Source organism: Microcoleus sp. SVA1B4 (genome assembly GCF_036700545.1).
In the GTDB taxonomy this organism is placed as follows: Bacteria; Cyanobacteriota; Cyanobacteriia; order Cyanobacteriales; family Microcoleaceae; genus Microcoleus.
Window position 1 is genome coordinate 1 of sequence record NZ_JAUBPB010000026.1, and the last position, 24180, is coordinate 24180.

The following is a 24180-nucleotide window of genomic DNA, read 5'->3' on the forward strand; positions in this document are numbered from 1 at the left end:
CCCAACGGGGTACTTCGCGCAGCGCTCAGATTAATCCCCTTTAAATATACCGAGGGACTTCCCGGCTGGTAGTTAAAAATTCAATACGCGACAGCTTACCCCTGCTTAAACCGGGTTTTTTGTCTGGGTGCGTCCAGGACTGTTCTTTTGTTTTCTTTGCCTGCGGGCTGGTTTCGAGGTACCCGACAGCTTATTGGCCGTCTGTTTCCCCATCTTCTAGGAAAAGTTCGGACTCCGGTATCGCTTTAAACACGGGACAGAAACCGTCGGGGGTTACTTTAAAGCCAAACAAAGCACTGGACTGGTTCCAACAGCGCTGGCTGCGGTAGTGCTGGCAATTGCCGCAGCATTCGAGGTTTGCCTGAACGGCGCTGCCTTGAAAAAGGAGTTCCCGCTGGGAGATGCCCCGCAGTACCAGTTCTTCGCCTTGCCAGCGCGCTTCTACCAAACCGGTATCGGCAAAATTGGCCCACCGAGGATCGGCTGTAATCGGACTCGGCAAGCTAATTGCTACCTCTGTCCCTAATTCGCTGAGTTCTCCCTCATAGTTAGTTTCTGGGATAGCGGGCTGCAAAAACATTTCCCCGATCGGCAATTCGACCAGTGTTCCGGCCGCCGGAGTGTGCAACTGGTAGCGGTTTCGCAGCTCGTCCAAGTTAGCCAAGTCAGCTAAATATGCCGGGGAACCGTGGACTAAAATTACGTGCTGGGGACGCAAATTGTGGATGAGTTGGGTAGTCCCCGGCCCGTCGCAGTGTTCGGCTAGCAGATAAGTTTCGACAGTTGTGACTCCAAATTGGGGCCTGTTGCCCAGCCAGTCGGTGACGGGATATCCTGGTTTTTGAGGGGCGAGCAAAATCCAAGGATTTGTGCCATCGGCAACATACAAAGCCAAATCAGCTAACTTGTCTGTAATCACAATACAGGGCGTGGCTCCCAATCCGGGGCGCTGTTCGGGAGACAGCCGGCGGACGCGGGGCTTCACCCTTTCGTCCCAAAACAAAGGTTGGTGCAGAGCAAAATTTTGGACGGCGGTGGGAAATTGGGGTAACAGTTCTAGATAAGCGTCGCACCCGTCGGCGACAGTGCCGTCTACCCAAATATCCAAGTCGCGGCCAGTAAAGTAGTGGTGACTGCGGAGCAGCATCAGCATTTCTTGGCCCAAACCAAGGGCCGGCGCGGGCAGCAGTACGGAGTACCCGTCGGCGATGGCGCGGTGGATGCGATCGGCTAACTGATTTTCCAGTTGTCGGCGGTGAGGGTGGCGGGCCGTGCCGTAACTGCCTTCCAAAATTAACACATCCGGCTTCATGCCCCTGAGTTCTCCCAGGGGCAAACCTTCCACCAAACGAGAATTGGACAGGAAAAAGTCGCCGGTGTAAACCACTGTGTAGGTGCGGTGCGGGGCTGCATAAGTCAGCAGCACAGTCGCAGCTCCGGGCAAATGACCCGACGGGAACAACTGCACGCTCAGTCCTGGGCGCACTTCGAGCGGCGACTGCCAGGGCAGTCCCTGACAGAACCGGGACTCTGGCTGCTGAGCCAGTTGTGGCCAGTTGAGCGGTAGCAGTCGCGCTGTCACTTCGCTGGCGTAAATTGGCAAGTGGGGGAAAGATTGATGGAGTGCTAGCAAACCTCTGGCATGATCAGAGTGGGCGTGGGTACACACCACAAAATCGGCTGGCAGCGATCGATTTAGTGTCGCTGATAGCGGTGCAATATCCTCTATACCGCAGTCGAGTAAAATGCGGTGCGGCCCCATTCGGACTAGCAGACAGACCCCTTCCTGTGCGTGGCCTGCGCCGTAAGGTAAACAATCGAGATCCATCACTGCGGTTAGCTCCCTGCTTTGCACGCAACTTGCAGTATCGCCACTTTTAAACATTGGTTGCGACTGCATTCATTCGATCGAGTTCAGTCTCGGACGCTGAAACCGGGGAAAGATGAACGAAAACACTTTGTTGCCGCCCTCGCTCCCGGTAAAAAAACCAGGTTTATCAAAGTTCTGGTGCGTAAGCCTTGGAGCTAAATGTTGGCTCGAAGGCTCCGGCTCTCGTGCAAGGAAAGTAATTGCACTTAAGATTTGATGCAGCGCCAAGAAGGCGATTTTCCGAAGGCATTGGCCGGATGGGCCTTGGGCCTTCGACAAAGTTCAGGCTACTGGTTCTTGCATCAAAAGTTACATTTTATTGCACCATGTAAGAGTAGCGAGATCGATCTCATATTCTGAGTTTTAAACCTTTTTCCACAATTTGCGCCTGCTAAAAGCTAGTCTTTTTTATGAGAAGATTTTAATTCAGATGCCCAAACATCTTGATAAAACTTTACAATTCTTCATTTTTAGGGTTTTGAGGGCGGTTTATAGTCCAATCTGAAAAAGGAAGAACCCCCATCGTGCTAACTAAGGATCGCGAATTAAATAACTTACAATTTTAATTGTTATTGTGGGATGGGCGTCCCGCCCGTCCAAAAAGGACGGGCGGGACGCCCATCCCACTTTCAAGAGTGGAAGTTATTTAATTCTCATTCCTAACTGCTTTTGTCAAGGCAGAGAGAGACTTTATGAGTTTGATGGGTTTTTTTGTAAAAGTTTGATACATTCTTCTAAGTAAACCTTGTGGCTATCGAGGAGAGAGTGTAAATGGCTTTTTGACCGAAAGCCTCCAGGATACCCGCCACGTGATTCATCCGTGCAGAAATAAAAAACCTGTATCCGATAAAGTCGCCCCCGAATTTATCTCGCGCAAGTCAATACTTCAATTCTAAAATCTAAAATCTAAAATCTAAAATCGCGCAATCGATTGACTGCCCCATAATACGTTTGTTTACTCCGCTCATTGACAAGGGGGCAAAACGATGCGTTTTTTTGTTGAACCCCAAACATAGCCACATAAATCCCCAGACAATACATGATATTCATTCTGTAAAAATACCACTAACTTGCCAGAAGTAATCTCAGCTCGATGAGTCTCCAACCAGCCTGTAATCTCCTGTTTCTTTTATCGTTTATGGGTCTGATTTAGGGTTGAGTTTGGGAGTATTTTTCACCTAATCCGTGCGCGGTTTAATCGCGAAAGTTTGAAGGGCGAGAGTGTTGAATTATTTGGTAGGCTGTCGTGCATTTAAATTGTATATTCAGGGCGGGCGGGACGCCGAACCCCCTACTTCCCACACGAATTTATTTTTTTTGATATAGAATTTAAATGCCGCCACAGCTTAGGTTTTTGAGAATAGTAAGCTGTGGAGCATTTAAACCACTAACGAGGCCAGTAGGGTGCGTCAGCTCTCGATCGCTTCCACCGGCAAGGGAAACGCGGAGGACGCTCCGCACCCTACAATACTATTTTAAATGCTCCACAGCTTATCAGAGCGCAATTAGAGCTGAAATGAGGAGCGATCGCACCAACCCGGTTTTATCAAAAAATCGGGTTTTTAGATGTGGCATTAATGGCGAGGCTTGGTGGCGATCTGCTGCCAATAATACCTGCAATTGACACAATCCTCGACGCGGGATCGTTGCCGATGGTAAAACTTGTGTTGGGAAAAAACTTGACATCAGCGGGTAATTGAAAGTAAAAATAAATAAAAGCAATAAAAGCAATGAGGCTTTATGTTTGATTCGCAATTTGATTCGCAATTTGATTCGCAATTTGATTCGCAATCGGCGATCGGCAAGTGTGGCATTGAGAAGTTGCTATACCCTAAAACAATTTATGCTAAAATACATCCGGTAATATACGGAGTATCTAGGATTTTTTCGCAATCTAAAATATAAAAGATAAAATCTAAAATGGCAACAGCTATTGTTGAGCTGGAAATCTCCAAACTCCCGCCAGAAATTACGGTTGATGAGCGTTACAGCAAAGCCTTGGTTTTAATTCGACTGCACGGAAAACCGCTCGGTCAAGCTCTTTTGTCCGTAGTCGGAGGTGGCATTGGCGGTGACGAATTACGGGAAACACTGATGAACGCTGCGGGGGACAACTTGTGGAAAAACTTGCTCTACGAGACTCTAGAATGGGATGAGCGGGGGTCGGTGGAGGTATTGCCGATCGCTACAGTAGCGGTTTGCACGCGCGATCGCCCGGAAGATTTGCGGCGCACTCTTGACGCGCTGATGCAGCTCCCAGACGAGGGTCAGGAATACTTAGTAATTGACAATTGCCCCAGCACGGACGCGACGAAGGAACTGGTCAAAAATTACCCACAAGCCCGCTATGTGCGCGAAGACTTACCAGGCTCCAGCGCTGCCCGTAACCGAGCTTTACGCGAAGCTAAACATGAATTCGTAGCGTTTACAGATGACGATGCGGCCCCCGATCCGAACTGGCTGCGATCGCTCTTGCGAAATTTCAGCGATCCGCGAGTGATGTGCGTCACGGGGCTGGTGATGCCCTTGGAACTGGAAACCGAAGCGCAAGAATGGTTCGAGCGCTACAGCCCCCACGGGCGGGGATTTGAGCGCCGAGTTGTTGATGGGGCGCACTGCAATCCTCTGATTGTGCATCTTGTGGGAGTTTCGGCGAGTATGGCTTTGCGGAAAAGTTCGATCGACTACATTGGGCTGTTTGACGAAGCTTTGGGGGCGGGAACGCCCACGGTGGGTGGCGAAGACTGTGAACTTTTTGCCCGCATTTTGCGCGCGGGCTACTGCATTGTCTACGAGCCGAGAGCATTGAGTTGGCACCGCCATCGGCGCACTTGGGAAGAATTGCGAAAAACGCTCCAAGGCTACGGCATCGGAGTCTATGCTTTCTGGACGCGGATGTTTGTAATCAACAGAGAATTCAGTGTGCCTCTATTAGCTTGGGGATGGCTGTGGTATAAGCAAATTCCTGAATTAATTGCTTCTTTGCGAAAGCAGCCGGATGCGGTTCCGAGGGATTTGCTGTGGGCTCAACTGCGGGGCTGCATTAGCGGGCCGATGGCTTATTTTGCTTCTAGGAAGTTGTTACAAAAAATGAAGGGGAGCAATGAATAGGGATTTGTAGATTATTTTTAACGGCCGATGAAGGGAGATGAAATGCAGATGAAGTTAATTGTTGTAATGTAAATATGGAAAATCTAACAGTTAGCATAATTATTCCTAGCCACAACCGAAGTTCTTCGCTGCGGCGGGCTTTGGATGCTTTGCACTTGCAGACTTATCCGATCGACCTGATCGAGGTTATTGTAGTGGCAGATAGCTGCATAGATAATACTTTGGCAATGCTACAAGACTATAAAGCTCGGTTTAAAGTGCAGGGGATCGAGGTAAATTGCCAGAGTGCTGCCATCGCCCGCAATACGGGAGCGGCTTCGGCTACGGGGCAATTGCTGCTGTTTCTCGACGACGATATCGAAGCGCTGCCGCCTTTGGTGGAAAGTCATGCGCGGGTTCACTCTTTGCGTCCGGGCTCGGCTGTCATGGGCCCCTATCCGCCTAAGTTGCATGGAGGAACTACATTGTTCGAGGTGGAAGTGCGATCGTGGTGGGAAGAGAAGTTTTATCAGATGAGTCAGCCTGGTCATCGATTTACTTATCTAGATTTGCTCAGCGGCAACCTTTCTTTGGATGCAGAACTGTTTGCTCGTCTCGATGGGTTTGATTCGGCTTTTGGGAACTGTGGCGGAGAAGATTATGAGTTTGGGATGCGTTTGCTGAAAGCTAATGTACCTTTTGTTGTGGCTGCTGAAGCAGTGGGCTATCATTACGAACACGAAACTAACAATCTCGATCGCTCTTTCGGCAGATTTCGTCAGGAAGGGCGATCGAATGTTTTGATCGGGTACCGACACCCGGAACTTAGACCGATACTGCCGATAGCAGCCTACGAAACTGCTGACTCGCTGGTGGATAAAATTTTGGTGGCGGTCACGTTTTTGTGCCCGGCTGCTGTGGATTGGCTGGCTGTGGGACTGAGGCAATCTCTTGATTTACTCGAAAGCTTGCGGATGCGGGGAACTTGGCGGTGGTTGCGGGCAAAATTGCGCGCTTATTGGTATTTGCGGGGTGCTATTGATGAGTTGAAAAGTCGATCGGCTCTTTCTAGTTTTATGCAAGGTGAGCCTGCTGGTGCTGACTTGGGCAGACATGAAATTGAAATCGATTTGCAGGAAGGTTGGGAAGCAGCAGAACGAATCATTGACGAGAAAAAACCCGATGGCATTTACCTCAGTTACGGTGAACTGTCTGTCGGTCACGTCACTCCCAAATTCGGTGTAGAGCCACTGCGGGGCGCTCACTTGCGATCGATTCTGGCCCTTGACTTTGCCGAACCCCTGGCTCGGGCGATCGCGGTTAAGGGTATGCCCAAAAGTGCTGCTCATTCCGAGCCTAGCTTGGTTGACAACACCCTACTTCAAAATCTACTGTTATTTACAGTAGTAGACCAAGAACAACTGAAAAATTCTTCCTATAACTGACATAATTAGATTAGAGAAAAAACAGAATATAGAGGTGTAATTAAGTAAGCGTTTAATTAATCGTAAGTAAGTAGTAATTGAGAGTTAAAATCAAGAGAAATTAACAAGGGTAATTATGGCAATAAAATTGATTGAAGCTAATTTTTTAGAACCAATTGCTGACAAGCTGACCCTGGTGCAGAATCAGAATTTGGTTAAGATTCAGCCCTGGGAGGCATCCGGGCCAGAACCTCAGATAGCTGCCGGAGGTGTGCGGTGAGAAATGCTGGAACGCTGGTTTATCGGCGCAAAATGGCTCAGTGGTTCGATTTGCTGCGGGTGTTGGTCGATCGCGAGATGAAATTACTTTACAAGCGATCGACCTTGGGGATTGCTTGGACTTTAATCAGTCCGCTGTTACAGTTGGCTGTATTTTCCTTTTTGTTTCGCTCTGTCGTACCCCTTAATATTCCAAAATTTTCTTCCTTTGCTTTCAGCGGCTTGTTAATCTGGAATTGGTCTCAAACGGTATTATTTAAATCAACGGCATTAATTACCAATCATAAGCCACTAATCAGGCAGCCAAATTTCCCGTCGGCAATTTTGCCGGTAGTCACGACGACGACGGGGCTCATTCACTTTTTCTTAGCATTGCCGGTGTTACTTATCTTTCTGGCAATTGATGGCGCTCCTCTGAATGCAGTGCTCTTGTTGTTGCCGCTGCTGATGATTATTCAGTTTGTTTTGACAGTTAGTTTTGCTTATCCCCTTGCCGCTTTGAATGTCACTTTCCGCGACACTCAGCACACTTTGGGAGTAGTTTTGCAGATGCTGTTTTACCTGACTCCGATTTTCTACGACATCAGCAGCGTCCCGGAAAAATTTAAGATTTTTTATTACTTAAATCCAATGGTGCCCCTGATTGAAGCTTACCGCGCCATACTTCTTAAAGGTATGCAGCCGGATTGGTCTGCTCTGTTAATTTTGAGCTTGGCTGTGGCGGCTCTTTTACCCATCGGACTGGGAATTTTTAGACGGCAAAGCGCTCATTTTGTGGAGGAAGTGTAAATGCGTGAAGCAATTATTGTCAAAGGTTTGGGTAAGCGTTTTAACCGCTACTCTACCGCGAAACCTCATACGATTATGGAAGCCGCTTTGTCCGGTTGGTGGAAGCTGAAGCCGGAGGCGAGTTTTTGGGCGCTGCGGAATATAAATTTTACTGTTTCTCCGGGCGAAATGCTGGGAATTCTTGGCAAGAATGGCGCGGGAAAATCAACGCTGCTGCAACTTATCGGCGGTATTTGCCGGGCTGAGGAAGGATCTATTAAAGTTAACGGCAGAATTGGCGGCTTGTTGGATTTGGGTGCGAGTTTTCACTCGGATCTAACGGGCAGAGAAAACGTGTTTGTGGGTGCGGTGGTGGCCGGTTTGACTCGCCGGGAAGTGGCGCGCAGGTTTGACGATATTGTGGAATTTGCAGAGTTAAAACAGTTTATTGACAGCCCGACGCGGACTTACAGTACGGGGATGAAAATGCGGCTGGCTTTTTCGGTGGCGGTGCATACCGATCCAGAAGTGCTTTTAGTTGATGAACATTTGTCGGTTGGTGATGTGGCTTTTCAAACTAAATGTTTGAATAAGATAACTGAGTTTAAGAATCAAGGATGCGCGATTGTTTTGATTTCTCACACTGCGTCGCAAATTCAGAAAATGTGCGATCGGGCTTTGTGGCTGAAATCCGGTGAAATAGTGGCTTATGGGGAACCGGAAGTAGTAGTGGGTCAGTATTTGTCAGAAATGCGATCGTCCACAGAAAATAGCACTCCCCTGCGTGCTGCTGAAGCTACAAGTAGTGGCTCGCCACTGCGAGGTAATCAGAATCGCTTCGGTACTATGGAAGTAGAAATTACCGATGTCAAAGTGTCGCCAAATACGGAAATAGATAGCGGTGATGCTATTAGCATTGAAATTCATTATTCGGTGGCGCAGGAAATTTCTGCTGCTATTTTTGCCGTGACAATCAGCAGGGATGATGGTCAAAGTTGTTTTGAGACTAATACTAATCAAATGGGCAGACTGCTGCCGCTGGTGAAAGGGAAAGGCAAAATCCGGCTGCAAATAGATAGGCTGGATTTAGGAAACGGTCAGTATTACGTGAATGCTGGGGTTTACGAGGAAACTTTGGCTTACGCCTACGATTATCAGTGGCAGGTTTATCCGCTGTACGTGCGATCGACTGTAAACCAAAAAACGATTCTTTGTCCGCCGTACCGCTGGGAATTTGAGGGCAAAATGCCACTTTTGGATGTGGCTGAACCAGGCGCTGCAACTTACGATTTGGATAAGAATAATCCCGGCTACGCCAAGATTTTGACTCAGTTAGAAAATAAGCAAAAACCTGACTTTTTAATAATTGGTGCTCAAAACTGTGGCACAGAATATCTATACAGCCATCTCGAAAATCACTTGCAAATTATCAAAGAAGGTTCTCGAGATATTCACTTTTTTGAATTAAATTTTGAGCGTGGTGTTGATTGGTACAGCAAGCAGTTGACACGGAGTGTAGCGAGTGAGAAGGTGATCCTGTGGGAGATGACTTCTTACTATATTTATCATCCTTTGGTGGCGGAGCGAGTTTACAAGTGTTTCCCGGATGTTAAGCTGATTGTAATGCTGCGAAACCCGGTAAAACGAGCGTGGATGCACTATCATTTAGAAGTGGCGCGAGGCTCCGAAAAGTTGGATTTTGAAAAGGCGATCGCTTCTGAACCCGCTCGACTCAAAGGTGAGATTGAAAAAATCAAAGCAGATGAAAATTATTACAGTTTCAATCACCAGCATTATTCCTATTTGTCGCGGGGAATTTATGTAGAACAAATCAAAAATTGGCTCGACTATTTTCCGAGAGAACAGTTGCTAATTATCAAGAGCGAAGATTTTTACGCACATACAGGCAAAGTATTTTCCGAAGTATTGAAATTTCTGGATATTAGTGAAAATACAAGTAAAAAATATGAAATTAATCATGTCGATGAATACAGCCAAATGCCAGCGACAATAGAACAAGAATTGACTAATTATTTCAAACCTTACAATCAGGAACTTTCGGATTTCTTGCATGAGGATTTTAGTTGGAGTTAGGAAAAAAGTTTTTAAATGCAGAGTGCCCAGAGAGGAACATGAATCATACCTCTTTCTTCTCTTCCTCTGTGCCCTCTGCGCTCTCTGCGGTTCCTAAAAAAAAAATTAATTCACAAACCATCTATCAGCTAGAAAAATGAAACGGATATTTTTAGTAGGCTCTCCGAGAAGCGGCACAACCATGCTTCAAAGTTTATTAGCTGCTCACCCTGAAGTTATTTCTTTTCCTGAATCTAAGTTTTTTCACTATTTACTGTACAAGAAGTTTGCGGGAAAGTTGCCAGGTAGGATGGAAGCTTTTTTTAAGGATGAGATTAATCGGCCTGAACTTTTGCAAGGTTTTGATGATAGTCAAACTGTGGCAACTAAAGTTAGTTGGTTTGTCGGAGTTTTGGATGGTTTGGCGGCGGAACAAAACAAAAGTATTTGGTTGGAAAAAACGCCGGAACACATATATTTTATTGAGGACATACAGCGCTTTTTGCCGGATGCTAAATTTATACATATTTTGCGAAACAGTATGGATACAATAGCTTCTCTGCATGAGGCGACTAGGAATTCTCATGATTTGTGGGGGCCTGGTTGGGATTTAAACCACTGTATCCATCGCTGGAAGGAGGCGATGTTAATTAGTCACAAATATGCTAAAAATTCTAATCATATATTAGTCAAGTATGAGGAAATACTCGACAATAAAGTCAAAAAATTAGAAAAACTTTGTCAGTTTATGGAAATTGAGTATGATGATAAAATGCTGGAGTTTTATCAAGAAAAAGCTGCTCATCTCAGTTTAAATCTGCCTTGGCATCAAGGGATTGATAGAGAGGTTAAAAGTAATAAGGTTCACAAATATCATAAAATTTTTAATGACCAGGAAATTCGATATATTTTAGATAAGATTAAGCGAGTAAAGGGTGAAATTGCCTGGAAGTTGACGGTGGAAGTGAGCGAACCAATTTCCGATATTTGTAATCTTCCGCAAATATACGATCGCCTGTGCTGTACGATTAAACTAGAAGGAATTAAACTCGGTATTGTTGAATTGCCGATTTGCGATGGCATGGTTGCGGCTTCGGTGTTGGCGGATGCGGTTGCAGCCCAGTTTGCTTGGCAAATTCTCGATCGCTTCTTTCAACGCAATCGCTGCGAAAAAGGCAATAAATTGTGGGAAACTGTGCTGAAACCATTGCACCCTAAACATGACTGGACGCTATTTTTGCAAGAATTATGGGGGCGTCCCCATTGGCATTTGGAGGATTTCTACAATCCAGAAAGCGCAGAGGAAGTCCCAACAATTACGCTCGAAAAAGATTTGATTGTCTTAGAAATTAGCGAGGAATTTGCTAATATAAAAGTTGAGATTTCTGAAATAGACGTGCTGGTGAAAGTAGGCGGCGTTGCTGTCGGGATTGTCACTGTTGCGGTGGAAAATAATTTTGTTTCGGCTCAAAAATTGCGATCGACAATTAATCGAAATATTGGTTTTGAGTTGTGCGTCGCCGCCGTGCGAGAAGCTTTGCTGGGAAAACCACTCAACGGCAAGCAAGGGCTAAGATCGCGCTTAGCCTCTTGTGCTCAACAAAGGTCAAATTTGCCAGACAGTTTGAATGCACCGGGTGCTGGGGGCATTTACCCCCAAAATGCGGTGATCTTCGGCAGGCGATCGGGTGCGATCGGGACAAGTGTCAGCCGTCGCGCCTCACTCCCGGTGGCTGCGCTACAGGAAATCGAGTCAGCCGCAGCAATCGCGGGGGAACCGACAATGCAAATTCCCCAAGAAAACGAGTTCCCAAAGCAAGTATTTTACGCACCGGAAATCATTCGCTCAAAATCTTCTTATCAGGAAGTTTCTCACTCCGTGAAACCTCAAGTTTTGGACAACCATAGCGTTACACAAAAACTCCCGATTCTCTCCTACCGCCGCATTTCTCCTGACAGTTTAGACGCAGTTAGCCCCCAGGTTTTGGAACAACAGTTGCAGTATCTCAAAGATCGCGGTTATTATAGTGCGAGTTGGGAAAATTGGCAAAGTGCGAAACGGGATAAAACTCCTTTACCCGGTAAAGCTGTATTGATGACTTTTGACGGTGGCTATCTCGACTTTTTCCAATATGCTTGGCCTCTGCTAAAACGCTTTTATTTTACAGCAACTGTTTTTCTAGTAGCGGAGTCAATAGGAAAGACACATAGTTGGGAAAAATCCGAATTGGAAGAAGTGCAGTTAATGGGATGGCCGGAAATTTTGCAACTGCAGAATGCAGGAATTGAATTCGGTTCTATGTCTGCTACTCATCAACCTTTGACGGCATTGTCGCCGACAGAAATTGTGCGGGAGGGGGCGAAATCCCGTGCTATCTTAGAACGGGGATTAGAGAAATCTGTTAAATGTTTTGCCTATCCTTACGGGGATGTCGATCCAATTGTAGCGCATTTAATTGGAGCGAGTGGATATACTTTTGGTGTATCATATAAATTAAATTATAGCAGTTTTGACGATAATTTAATGTCTCTGCCGCGCATTAAAGTTACAGGAGAAAATTTTTTATGGCAATTAGGTTTGTAGGGTGCGTCAGCAGCGAGATTTTTCCCTCAACTAACAATTTTTCAACAGACGCACCTTACTTTTAAGTCAGTAGGCTGCGTCAGCCAGCGAGATTTTTCCCTCAACTAACAATCTCTCAACAGACGCACCTTACAAGTGAAATCGCTTAATCAATCCCTTGATTTTCCGCTGCAAATAACCGCCGAATCCTCTGGAAATTCTCTCAAATTTATAATGAAATAAAATATCCATCACCTCTTCAGTTTTCATATACTTTAAATAAGAAATCATTTTATCGGTTAGTTCATCATTAACATCATCGATATACTTTCTCACCGCCAACCTTTCTGAAATATTCCATTTCCGATCAAACTTGCGGTGCATTTGGGTCTCATAATCCCGAAAATCTGAGATTTTCCCCTCCAAATAGCTTTGAATATATTTCCCTGCTATTTGGGCACCATCCATCCCGTGTCTAATCCCTTCGCCACCCAAAAAATTTACTGTCGAGACAGTATCGCCGATCGCAATTATATTATCCTTGCAATAAATATCCTTCAAACCAGGACTGTACTTCAGCGTCGAACCATGTTTGTCAATAATTTTATAACTTTTAGACTTCAGATATTCATCAATCAGTAAATCAATATATTTTTTCACCGGTGACAAATGCCTCACCGTTTTCGGATCTAAAAAAATGCGCCCCGCGCCAACTTTCAGCCTGTTTTGTTCCATTGGGAATATCCAGGAATAACCCTTCGGCATCCATTTATCGCCCAAAAAGAAGATTAAATCACCGCTGTATTTATTGTAAACTTCTGGCTCTACTTCAATTAAATATTCAATTCCAGTTCCCGACAAAAAATCTGGCTTATCATTCTCTTTTTCGTACATAATCGCCCTAGCAAAGCCAGTAGCATCAACCAATACTTTCGTGCTAACTTTGATAAGTTGACCGTCGGATAACTGTTTAAATTCGACTATTGTTTCGCCGTTTTCTTGTGAATGTCCGGTGTAGCGATAACCAAGCCAAACTTCACCGCCAAATCGCTCAACTTCGCTAGCCAAAAATGCTCTAAATTTAGCAAAGTTGAGAACAACTCCCAAGCTTTCGGGAGACTCCCAAGTCTGACTGACTTTGCTAGTTTCAATAGTAAGTTTGTGCCAAAAACTGCCGATAACGGATTCAGGTAAATCGAATTTAGAGAGGGTTTCTAGAGGCGTGGCGGCGCTGGAAAAGTCATTTTTATTAAAATTGTCGTTTTGCTCTGCCAGCAAGATTTTGTGGCCGGATTTGGCTAGGATTCTCGCGCAGTGTCCGCCTGCTGGGCCGGCTCCTACTATTACTATGTCAAAACTTTTTAAATTCATTTTGCTTCTAACTCGCTTCCAATGTCAAAATACCTGCAGACATATCAACTACTAACCGCCGAGTTTTTAGCCACTGGCGACCGATTAAAATTTCCGGTACTCCGTCACCCACATGAACGGGAATGTCAAACTCTTGCTCATCTATGCGTACTTTTCCTGCATAAAGATCGAAATCAAATTCTCCCTTTGCTGTCCGCATTTCTTGTCGCCTAATATAAATCCAATCAAGTCCCTCGAAATCTTGCTCGTCCATTGCTAACCAACCCGAAAAACCTGTATCTAGCAGAGCATCAACAGGTAATTCTAAGCCGTTATTAGCAATCAATTCAACTTCAAAAAATAGCTCGTCCTCATCACCAAATCTTCCTTCAATCATATTGAGCCGCACGCCCCTGTATGGTTGATTCGGAAAAGGTAGGGGATAGCATTTGGGTGTTTCTGACGACACATTTTGGTAGCCGCCATATCATCCTTGTCGATAAAATATTCCCCGCTATCAGGTTCAACCGCCATGTACCAGTTGTAGTGAGTGTCAATTAATTCTGGTTTAAGGCGCTCGAAAATTACTTTGCAACGCTTGCGAAATGCCGCTCTTTCAGCACGCAACTGGGCTTTTTTTTCTTCTGACCACTGAATTTCTGGGAACAATCTTCCCCGTCGCACGGTACGATTTGGTTTTACATTAGTCATTGTTTTTTATACCTTATATTCAAATGTTTCGGCAATCGGATTGTACCATAAACTTCTATTTCATTGTTGGTTTTCCTTTGTGTCAGATGATACTATGTTGTCGTCGTCAAAAACTATGAGAAATGACTGAAAGCATTGATTCATAGTTGGCTAAATTTTTCCTTGAAGCTGATTGGCTTCAAACAACAGTCGCTTGACTTCTTCCTCAGTTAAACTATCTCTCTTCAACCGATTCACATAGTCAGCTACATAGGCAGCGGTTACATAACTGCTGAAAAAAGTTACTTTGTTGTTAGCACCCCCCGAAATTGGTTCATCAGAATTTTTACCCACTGTAAAAACACAATTGTCTTCGGGATTACCGTAAGTATTTTTTGGAGCTTGTTCTGATTCGTACCAAAAAACTTTGTACTTTTTGGAAACTGGGGGCTTTACAACCAAAACGTTAATATTGGAAGGCAAATCATCATCCAAGATCGTTTTGCCTTGCGACAGCCAATCCATAAGCGCTTTTTTATCGCCCGACACTTCATAAACAGCATCGTCATCAGAATAATCACCGTAAGTCCCAATCAAACTGCTAATGAAATTGCTAGTAATTTGATCGTTGCTTTGCAGATGAAAATATTTAAGCTGAGATAAAATATTTTGGCAATAAACAAAGATTTTCCATGCGTCAAGGATGCTTGCGTGAGCTGATATAAGTCTCCGTTCTACGCTTCCTTTTCGTCCAATTCCCAGGTAGACAGCATGAGCATCGCTGGAAGTAGAAGCAGCGATAAAACATCCAATATTAAGGCTGTTACCGTAATTTGAATCGAGTCTTTTTCGGCGGTTAGCTTCTCCCACAAAATCCTCCTCTTCGATCTATAACTATCAACTAATGACCTTAACTATATAGTAGGACTAATGAGTTCTTCAGTCCTATGCAAAAGGACTTTAGCTTTGAGGCAGGGGTTTAAACCCCTGCCGGACTGAGGGAAATAGGGTGTTTGTTGACACCAATGGTGGGGCAGTGCCCACCCTACTATTCTAGCTAATTAGACGCTAACAGGAGACTCTTTGCGGCTGAATGTTGCTAAGATACGATCGCACATTTGCGACGGAGTTAATCCCAAACTGGCAAATGATTGTTCAGGCGTTGCATGATCTACCAATGTATCGGGTACACCCAACCGCATCAGGGGCACGAGGACATTATTGTCGAGCAAAGATTCGGCTACTGCTGAACCAAAGCCTCCCATCAAACAGCCTTCTTCCATTGTGACAACTTTGCCGATTCGCTGTGCTAAAGGCAAGATTAATTCGGTGTCCAAAGGCTTGACAAAACGCGCATTGATCACAGTTGCTTCAATACCGTGTTCGCTCAGCATCTCGGCAGTTTGCATTGCCGGATAAACCATTGAACCGTAACCCAGTATCAGCACATCGTCGCCGTTGCGGAGAATTTCGGCTTTGCCGATCGGCAATTCTTCCCAACCTTCCTCCATCAAAGGCACGCCGTAACCGTTGCCGCGCGGGTAACGCATGGCGATCGGGCCGCTGGTGTGGTTGATTCCCGTGACAATCATCCGCTGCAATTCTGCCTCATCTTTTGGTGCCATAACTACCATATTTGGCAGGCACCGCAAGAAGGCAATGTCGTACATTCCTTGGTGAGTTGGGCCGTCAGCACCGACAATGCCAGCGCGATCCAAACAGAAGAAAACTGGCAAATTTTGGATACAAACATCGTGAATTATTTGGTCGTATCCCCGCTGGACAAATGTCGAGTAAATTGCCACAACCGGGCGCATTCCTTCGCAGGCTAAACCAGCGGATAAAGTCACGGCGTGCTGTTCGGCAATCCCGACATCAATGTACTGTTTCGGCAGTTTTTCATGAAGTTTATCCAGACCTGTTCCGGTTGCCATTGCAGCAGTAATGCCGACAATTTTGGGATTATCTTCTGCTAGCTTGACTAGGGCGTGGGCAAATACTTTCGAGTAAGCTGGAGGCTTGGGTTTAGTGGAGGGAATGCCTTTGCCGGTGGCTAAGTTAAAGGGATTTTGGGCGTGATATCCTACTTGGTCTTTTTCGGCGATCGCATATCCTTTGCCTTTTACCGTCACGACATGAACCAACACCGGCCCTTGAATGGTATGAGCTTGTTTGAAAGTGGCAATTAACTCTTCCAAATTGTGTCCATCTACCGGGCCCATGTAAGTAAAGCCCAATTCTTCAATTACTGCTCCAACTTTCGAGACAGCCAAGCGTTTCATCCCTTCTTTGAGGCGTTCCATTTCAGGAGTAAAAGTTTCGCCGACAAAGGGAATGTGTTTGAATTGTTCCTCTAAGTTATCTTTGAGAAACTGCACCGGTGGCGACAATCGCATCTTGTTCAAATAGCGGGTAATTGCGCCGACGTTGGGCGAGATTGACATCTCGTTGTCGTTGAGCACAACTAACAAATTGGTTTTCGGCATATGGCCCGCGTGGTTAATCGCTTCGAGTGCCATGCCGCCAGTCAATGCGCCGTCGCCGATGACTGCTACAGTTTTAAAGTTTTCCCCTTTGAGGTCGCGCGCCATCGCCATCCCTAACGCTGCGGAAATGCTTGTGGAAGCGTGGCCGGCGCCGAAGTGGTCAAATTTGCTCTCGCAGCGCTTGAGATAGCCTGCAACGCCGTCTTTTTGGCGCAGGGTGTGGAATTGGTTGTAGCGCCCGGTGATTAATTTGTGAGGATAAGCTTGGTGGCCGACATCCCAAGTAACTTTGTCGCGATCGAGGTCGAGTGTTTGGTAGAGTGCTAAGGTCAGTTCGACTACACCCAATCCTGGGCCGAGGTGGCCGCCGCTAGCGGCTACAGTTTCTAAATGCTTTTCTCGAATTTGTCGGGCAATTTGTTCGAGTTGATGAATCGAGAGGCCGTGTAATTGGTTTGGGTGAGTCAGTTCGCTGAGATGCATATTTTAAAATCTTGCTCCTGTGAATCAGGACGAATCCTTAACAGATATAGGTTGTGCCTGCAACGTTGGGTACGCGCAAACGTTAGAATAGTTTAACGGTTATTTGAGAAAAACTGTTAGGCGTAAGATTTTTGTTATTTTTAGCCTGGTAATTATAGTTAATAAATTGTGCGCCGTCAATCGATTTTAGATTTTAGATTTTAGATTTTAGATTTTAGATTTTAGATTTTAGAGGCGACCCCACGGATAAATGCGGGGGCTCTTCTGATTTTCGATTTTCGATTTTGGATTGATTCCATGGATAAATCACGTGGCGGATACCACCTTTGAAATTCGTGGTCAATATAAAAAAGCTTATGTTGTTAGTTCCTAATCGCTAATCGATTTTAGATTTTAGATTTTAGATTTTAGATTTTAGAGGCGACCCCACGGATAAATGCGGGAGCTCTTCTGATTTTCGATTTTCGATTGATTCCACGGATAAATCACGTGGCGGGTACCACCTTTGAAATTCGTGGTCAATATAAAAAAGCTTATGTTGTTAGTTCCTAATCGCTAAGCTGTTCGGCATTTAAATGAGGATAGTAGGGTGCCCAGCGCAAATAAGCGTTTCCCATGTATAGTAAGTGTTCGCGAATGGCGCACCTTACCTGGATCGTTAATGGTTTAAATGCTCCACAGCTTAGTTGTTAGCTGCATGGAGATTTTTAAGCATTTTTAACTACTTTTTGTAGTGATGGCTGACTTTTTAGCCATCTTGTTTCTGCAAGCTGACTATGATACAAAATCATTAACTGTGATGGAGCATCTCATATTTGTAAAAACACTTCTTCTGGCTCCTTCCTTCTGCCTATTTCCTTCTGCCTCAAATTAATTCAATAGACCTCTTGCAAAAATAATTAGGACGGGTTTTGGGGCCCATCCCACAAGCAAAAATAACTCTTGTGGGATGGGCCCCAGAGCCAGTCCCATCAATTGAGGAAAAGGATTTTTGCCACAGGTGTAATCTCCCTTACTCCGCTGATGGCAAAGGAGTTTCCGCTTCTTCGGGGGGCGGAATTTCCGCAGGAGTCGATTCCGGCGACGGCGAGAGACTCTCGCTATCGGGGGGCGGAATTTCCGCAGGAGTCGATTCCGGTGTCGGCGAGAGACTCTCGCTATCGGGGGGCGGAATTTCCGCAGGAGTCGATTCGGGCGACGGCGAGGGACTCTCGGCCCCTGGCGAGGGAGTCTCCGAAGGAATCGGGGCAGGAGTTTCCGGCGGTGGCGGAACTTGTGCGGGCTCTGGCTGGGGGCTTTGGCGGCTTTGCACCCACAAACCTAAACCGCCGCCGGCTAATATCAGCCCCAACACCGCCAGTAGGGGCAGCGGCAGCTTGGATCGCTGTTTTTGAACGGGTTCCGGGGCGGGGGAAGTTTCCGGGTACAACAACTGTTTGGACGATTCTGAAAGCTGAGATTCTGGAATTCTCCCAGACTTCTGGAGGGACGCAGCGACGAGGGAAGGCGGCAGCGACACCGAGGCTGACACTGGCGCTGACGCCGGCGCTGAGGCCACTGCCGGATCAAACAGTACCAATCTCTCCGGCGACATCCGACAGTGAGTCGCCACCACGGAGGTGTTGTCATAACCATTTTTCTCGTTGGCGAGACGAATCCAAGACTGAACCGCAGCTTCCAAAGACATTTTGCCCTCAAGCACCTCTGGGCCATAATTCTCCCAAGATTTCTCTACCCAGTCGTTGTCGCTCAAACCGTCGGAACACAGCAGCAGTAAGCCTTCCTCTTCGACAATAAATCGCTGAATTGTCGGGCGCAGGAAATCGGCATCCCGCGTTCCCAAAGCTTGAGTCAGGGCTCCTGCATCGGATCGCAGTTGAGTCTCCCAGTACAAACAATGTCCTAGCTGGACTTCCCTTGAGGCTACGTCGTCGTCCACAGTCAGCCGGTGACAGTAATTTCTGCCAATCCAATAAGCGCGGCTGTCTCCAACATTGACTAAATAAAGTTCGTGGCTGTTATTCGAGGGCAAATCCTCGGAATTTTTCACTTTTTGAGGCAACTGGAGGGCCATCACCAAAGTCGTCCCCATCCGCTGCCGCAACTCTTTTCCCTGCTCGTTATTTTGAGCAGAAATCACATTATTCACAACTCGGACTATTTCTTCGAGTTGCTTGATCACCATTGTTGGGGTCATCAACTCTTCTTGTTGAGCAATTTCTGCGAGCAAATTTTGGATTAAAGCTTTCAGGGACTGGACGGCTAATTGACTGGCAACTTCTCCTCCTTCGTGGCCTCCAACCCCGTCGCAAACCATTGTTAAGTAAGGAATTAATTTCTCGCCCCCTGAAGTTTTGCTAAATTGAAAATCAGCAGCAACCGGATAGCAACTGTCTTCATTTTGGGAGCGCTGGGGCCCGGTATCAGTCATGCCGACTACTTCTAAATGCAGAGGCAATTGAGCGGCTTGTTCTAATAGTAAATCGTTTAGTTCCAGGGCGATCGCGTCGAAATTCATGCTGCTGCGGCGCATAAACTGACAAATCTCTCCGAGTTTCGCCTGCACCTCGGGTTGCGCTGATTCCACCAAACCTGACCACACATCTCCCAAATCCCGCAGCGTCGGTACAAAATTGCCCCGGTGCAGTTCCAGCAGGCGTACCCGCCAACCTTCCACCCGCAAATTTTCCGGTACCAGCAAACTCGAAGCGACTCCCTGTTCCGATAGCGGCGTCCAAAGTTGGAGCATTTGCCACAGCCAGTATACTTGGCGCGCGCCGGTTGTCCCAGACCAAGCTTCTAAAATAGAAGGATACAGGCGACCGAAATTATTGATGGGCACATTTTCCAACAACAGCACCTCTGTCGCTTCGGGTGCTTCCCCCAGGGAACAATAACCGTATACTTCCGGCGTATGCAGCCGTTGGGGATACAAATGCAGGTAAGGCATAATCGTATCCGGCAGGTGTTCCGGGACGCTCGGAGGCAAAGCTGGACGGCTGTCGAGCCAGATTTGCGGTGCAATGACAAAGTATCGATCGGCTATTACCTTACCCGTCGGCACTTCCTCGGCTGCTTGCCCCACCGCCCACAAATAGCGATAAATTAAATCGGTTTCGCACGCTGCACACTGCTGGCGGCCAAAGGTATTGCGGGGATCGGGACAGCTAAGATTCGGGCAATAAATGGGTTCGGAGAAACTGCTGATCATATCGAAATAGTTTGTGTAAAAACATTCTGAAGATATAGGATTCGCAAGCCCAAATTCATGAGCTTGAGAATAAACTGATTTTAGCCCCTATCAATTTCTTAACTGCCTTTGGGCCTCTAGAAATTGTAGTTTCTGCCAGTCTGCATCGGCTAAAATTGTAATTTAAGTTACTAAACTCTGACTTGGAGAACGATGGAAGCCTCAAACTTGTACCGCTGCGCGAAAAATCGCTCTGAGGGGCTGCAAGTCGCAAACCCTTGCATAGTCAGTTGTTGGCAATTCTTAAATCTTAAATTTCCAATCTAATATCTAAATAGTATCACCTATTCTTTTTATGATCTTGACTCCTACGCTCCTTTGGCTGATAGCTGGGTCTTTGCTCTGTTTGGCAGAGCTATTTCTCCCGACTGCTTTTGTCGCTTTTATGATGGGACTGAGCGCCTTCGCCGTAGCTGGATGCTCTCTAGTTCTACCTTACGTTAATTTACAAATATTCCTCTGGATGGTTTTTTCGACAGTTTTTGTGCTGCTGTCTCGGCGGTTGATACCAAAAGGCACCGCAAGGGCGATCGCAGATTCTCAGGAAGCCAAAACTTTAACAGAAATTCCCCCCGGAGAAGCCGGCCGAGTCATTTATGAGGGGAATTCTTGGCAAGCTCGCTGCGAAGACACGAAGGCCACTATCCCCCCCAACCAAAACGTAATTGTCGTCGGACGAAAAGGCACTACTCTGATAGTTTTGCCAGAAAATTTATTGCATTCTTAAAAAATGCGTAATTAATCACAGACAATTAGTAGTTAGTCATCAGTCTTTAGTCAACATTTAACAGTCAACACTCAACATTTATAGGAGGCGACCGTGGAACAATTTTTTTTACTTGTCTTTTTAGCACTCGGCGGCTCAGCCCTCGCAGGTTCCGTCAAGATTATCAATCAGGGAAATGAAGCGCTGGTGGAAACTTTAGGTAAATACAGTGGCAGGAGACTCGAACCCGGTTTGAATTTTGTCAAGCCGTTTCTCGATCGCGTCGTGTACGAGCAAACAATTCGGGAAAAAGTCTTAGATGTTCCCCCGCAAGCTTGTATTACCCGCGATAACGTTTCCATCACCGTTGATGCTGTGGTTTATTGGCGCATTGTAGACTTGGAAAAAGCTTGTTACAAAGTAGAAAATCTCCAGTCAGCAATGGTAAATATGGTGCTGACTCAAATTCGCGCCGAAATGGGTCAACTGGATCTCGAACAAACCTTTACTGCTCGTTCTCAAATTAATGAAATCTTGCTCAGAGATTTAGATCTGGTTACAGATCCTTGGGGAGTGAAAGTGACGCGGGTAGAATTGCGCGATATTGTCCCTTCTAAAACTGTACAGGAATCGATGGAATTGCAGATGGCAGCCGATCGACGGAAGCGGGCGGCAATTCTGACATCCGAGGGCGAACGCGAGTCAGCCGTTAACAGCGCCAAAGGTAAAGCTGAAGCGCAAGTTCTAGATGCAGAAGCGCGCCAAAAAGCAACTATTTTGGAGGCGGAAGCTCAACAAAAGGCGATCGTCCTGAAAGCTCAAGCAGAACGCCAAAGTCAGGTTTTGAAAGCTCAAGCTACTTCGGAGGCCTTGCAAATAATCGCCAAAACTCTGCAAAATGACCCCAATGCTCGCGAAGCTTTACAATTTTTGTTAGCTCAAAACTATCTGGATATGGGTCTAAAAATTGGCACCAGCGACAGCAGCAAGGTGATGTTTATGGACCCGCGCAGCATTCCCGCCACGCTCGAAGGAATGCGATCGATCGTTGGGGAAGGTAATAATAATGACGTGAACAAGTAGGGGAGCATCTCATATTTGTAAACACACTTCTTCTGACTCCTTCCTTCTGACTCGCAGCAAGAGAGCCTCCTGCCTCAAAACTCCAATTTTGGGCTTGGCTGCTTTCATTGAGATGCTCCCAAAAGTAGGGGAGCATCTCATATTTGTAAAAACACTTCTTCTGGCTCCTTCCTTCTGACTCTTTCCTCCTGCGTCAAAACTCCAATTTCTAGCTTGGCTGCTTTCATTGAGAGGCTCCCCTTGGTATCTATTTAAACATCGATATTCAGGCAACTTCTCTTCGCCGTTAACCTAATAACTCGACACAGTTAAAACGATCGCCTCCCTATCTCCCAACACCAAACCATACTCCAAACCCTCAACAACCGCTTGATAAGAAGCATCCAAAATATTACCAGAAACCCCCACAGTCGTCCAACGGTCTTGACCATTGCTAAACTCAGCCAAAACGCGAGTTTTAGCAGAAGTTCCCGCACATCCGTCCAGAATTCGCACCTTATAATCGGTTAAGTTAAAATCAGTAATTGCCGGATAAAAATTCCGCAAAGCCTTCCGCAAAGCCGCATCAAGTGCCGAAACAGGCCCGTTTCCTTCAGCGCATTCCAGAATATCTTGACCGTTAACAGTCACTTTCACAGTTGCTAAAGAATTAACTGTTTCTTCCTTACCTTTATCGCAGTGAACTTGAAAACCTTTGATTTCAAATAAACGCTTGCGCTTTCCCAATGCCTCCCGCATTAACAATTCAAAAGAAGCCTCAGCCCCCTCAAATTGATATCCCTGACTTTCCAAATCTTTCAATTTTTCCAGAATTTGGCGGCAAGCAGGATTTTTGCGATCGAGATCCATGCCAAAAGTGCGCGCCTTCGCCAAAACATTGCTCAAACCCGCTTGATCCGAAATCACAATTCGCCGCCTGTTGCCAATTTTTTCCGGTTCCAAATGTTCGTAAGTTAACGGATTTTTCTCAACAGCCGATACGTGAATTCCGCCTTTGTGAGCAAAAGCCGAAAGGCCTACAAAAGGAGCATGATCGTCGGGAGCAAGATTGACAATTTCACTAATCGATCGACTTACTTGAGTTAATCTAACTAATTGCTCGTCTTCAATGCAATTCTGACCCAACTTTAGCTGAAAATTAGGAATTAAGGAACATAAATCGGCATTGCCGCAGCGTTCACCGTAACCGTTTATAGTTCCCTGTACCATCCTCACTCCTTCCCGCACAGCAGCCAAAGCATTAGCAACCGCAACTCCTGAGTCGTTGTGAGTGTGAATTCCCAGTTGAATTTTAGACTTTCTCCCCCCCTTAATAAGGGGGGGTTGGGGGGGGTGAATTTCCGATTCCGAAATATCCCAACTTTCTATTATTTCTGCAACCTCACGAACAACCTGACTGACTTCGTGAGGTAAAGTACCGCCGTTAGTATCGCAAAGTACAAGCCATTCTGCACCAGCATCGGCCGCTACTTCTAAAGTTTTAATAGCATAATCTCGATTGTGTTTGTAGCCGTCAAACCAGTGTTCGGCATCGTAAATAACGCGCCTTCCCTGACTCCGCAAATATTCAATTGTATCTCGAATCATCGCCAGATTTTCTTCTAGCGTGGTCTTCAAACTTTCAATAACGTGCAAATCCCACGACTTGCCAAACAGCGTCACCCAGCGAGTACCGGCGGACAAAATAGCCTGCAACATTTCATCATTAGCTGCCGTAGTTCCCGGCCGCCTAGTCGAACAAAAAGCTACAACTTCTGCTTGAGTTAGGGGCTGTTCTTTGAGTCGCCAAAAAAATTGTACGTCTTTAGGATTCGCCCCCGGCCAGCCGCCTTCAATAAAGGGAATTCCTAAACTGTCTAACTGTCGAGCAATTCGCAGTTTGTCTTCGAGAGATAAGGAGAGTCCCTCGCACTGAGCACCGTCTCGCAGCGTGGTATCGTAGATCCAGAGCCGATTTGTCATGGGAAATTGCGATCGAGAAATTGGTAATATATCAGTTACCATATTAGATGAATTTATGGGAATTTAATGCGATAATATATAGGAAAATTAACATAAATCTAAC

The 24180-nt window shown here is 46.1% G+C and carries 16 protein-coding genes and 1 pseudogene; 8 read left to right on the plus strand and 9 right to left on the minus strand.

Annotation, left to right across the window (positions count from 1 at the left end; translation table 11 throughout):
• Positions 1–190 precede the first annotated feature (190 nt).
• Together QT987_RS14125 and QT987_RS29960 are read right to left on the minus strand one after the other, a co-directional pair.
• Positions 191–1828, minus strand: coding sequence for an MBL fold metallo-hydrolase (locus tag QT987_RS14125; RefSeq protein WP_333241069.1), 1638 nt, complete (start codon positions 1826–1828; stop codon positions 191–193).
• Between the two features lie 963 nt (positions 1829–2791).
• A pseudogene (locus tag QT987_RS29960) lies at positions 2792–2999 on the minus strand (IS630 family transposase); the annotation flags it as partial.
• A gap of 791 nt (positions 3000–3790) precedes the next feature.
• Between QT987_RS29960 and QT987_RS14130 the strand changes: the two are divergent.
• From QT987_RS14130 to QT987_RS14155, 6 genes are all read left to right on the plus strand, one after another.
• The gene (locus QT987_RS14130; protein WP_333240954.1) at positions 3791–4981 is read left to right on the plus strand and encodes a glycosyltransferase; all 1191 of its coding nucleotides are present in this window, start codon (positions 3791–3793) and stop codon (positions 4979–4981) included.
• 74 nt (positions 4982–5055) lie between these two features.
• A complete protein-coding gene (locus QT987_RS14135; protein WP_333240957.1) occupies positions 5056–6405 on the plus strand; it encodes a glycosyltransferase in 1350 nt (449 codons plus the stop codon).
• Between the two features lie 115 nt (positions 6406–6520).
• A complete protein-coding gene (locus QT987_RS14140) occupies positions 6521–6664 on the plus strand; it encodes a hypothetical protein (RefSeq protein ID WP_333240960.1) in 144 nt (47 codons plus the stop codon).
• Entirely contained in the window at positions 6661–7452 is a 792-nt protein-coding gene (locus QT987_RS14145) for an ABC transporter permease (RefSeq protein WP_333240962.1), read from the plus strand. The genes QT987_RS14140 and QT987_RS14145 overlap by 4 nt, the downstream gene beginning before the upstream one ends.
• Complete coding sequence (locus tag QT987_RS14150) at positions 7453–9525, plus strand: ATP-binding cassette domain-containing protein (protein WP_333240965.1); 2073 nt, start codon at positions 7453–7455, stop codon at positions 9523–9525.
• Between the two features lie 136 nt (positions 9526–9661).
• Positions 9662–12088 (plus strand): sulfotransferase, encoded by a 2427-nt coding sequence (locus QT987_RS14155; RefSeq protein WP_333240969.1) that lies wholly within the window; start codon positions 9662–9664, stop codon positions 12086–12088.
• A 129-nt stretch (positions 12089–12217) separates the two neighbouring features.
• Here the strand turns inward: QT987_RS14155 and QT987_RS14160 are convergent, their stop codons facing one another.
• From QT987_RS14160 to QT987_RS14185, 6 genes are all read right to left on the minus strand, one after another.
• Complete coding sequence (locus tag QT987_RS14160; RefSeq protein ID WP_333240971.1) at positions 12218–13438, minus strand: NAD(P)/FAD-dependent oxidoreductase; 1221 nt, start codon at positions 13436–13438, stop codon at positions 12218–12220.
• A 7-nt stretch (positions 13439–13445) separates the two neighbouring features.
• Positions 13446–13814 carry an aspartyl protease gene (locus tag QT987_RS14165; RefSeq protein ID WP_333240975.1) on the minus strand — a complete coding sequence of 123 codons (369 nt, stop codon included), beginning with the start codon at positions 13812–13814 and terminating at the stop codon, positions 13446–13448.
• Complete coding sequence (locus QT987_RS14170) at positions 13811–14128, minus strand: hypothetical protein (RefSeq protein WP_333240978.1); 318 nt, start codon at positions 14126–14128, stop codon at positions 13811–13813. Before QT987_RS14170 ends, QT987_RS14165 begins: the two co-directional genes overlap by 4 nt.
• 150 nt (positions 14129–14278) lie before the next feature.
• Positions 14279–14977, minus strand: coding sequence for a hypothetical protein (locus QT987_RS14175; protein ID WP_333240980.1), 699 nt, complete (start codon positions 14975–14977; stop codon positions 14279–14281).
• A 191-nt stretch (positions 14978–15168) separates the two neighbouring features.
• Positions 15169–17076: a 1-deoxy-D-xylulose-5-phosphate synthase gene (gene dxs, locus QT987_RS14180; RefSeq protein ID WP_333240983.1), complete on the minus strand. Its 1908-nt coding sequence runs from the start codon at positions 17074–17076 to the stop codon at positions 15169–15171.
• A gap of 1012 nt (positions 17077–18088) precedes the next feature.
• Positions 18089–20287: a protein phosphatase 2C domain-containing protein gene (locus QT987_RS14185; RefSeq protein WP_333240985.1), complete on the minus strand. Its 2199-nt coding sequence runs from the start codon at positions 20285–20287 to the stop codon at positions 18089–18091.
• Positions 20288–20621: 334 nt separating this feature from the next.
• On the opposite strand from QT987_RS14185, the gene QT987_RS14190 reads away from it, so the two are divergent.
• Both QT987_RS14190 and QT987_RS14195 read left to right on the plus strand, forming a co-directional pair.
• A complete protein-coding gene (locus QT987_RS14190) occupies positions 20622–21053 on the plus strand; it encodes an NfeD family protein (protein WP_333051437.1) in 432 nt (143 codons plus the stop codon).
• A gap of 93 nt (positions 21054–21146) precedes the next feature.
• Positions 21147–22115: an SPFH domain-containing protein gene (locus tag QT987_RS14195; RefSeq protein WP_333240987.1), complete on the plus strand. Its 969-nt coding sequence runs from the start codon at positions 21147–21149 to the stop codon at positions 22113–22115.
• Between the two features lie 291 nt (positions 22116–22406).
• On the opposite strand, the gene cimA is transcribed toward QT987_RS14195, so the two are convergent.
• Positions 22407–24119: a citramalate synthase gene (cimA, locus tag QT987_RS14200; RefSeq protein WP_445299638.1), complete on the minus strand. Its 1713-nt coding sequence runs from the start codon at positions 24117–24119 to the stop codon at positions 22407–22409.
• Positions 24120–24180 lie beyond the last annotated feature (61 nt).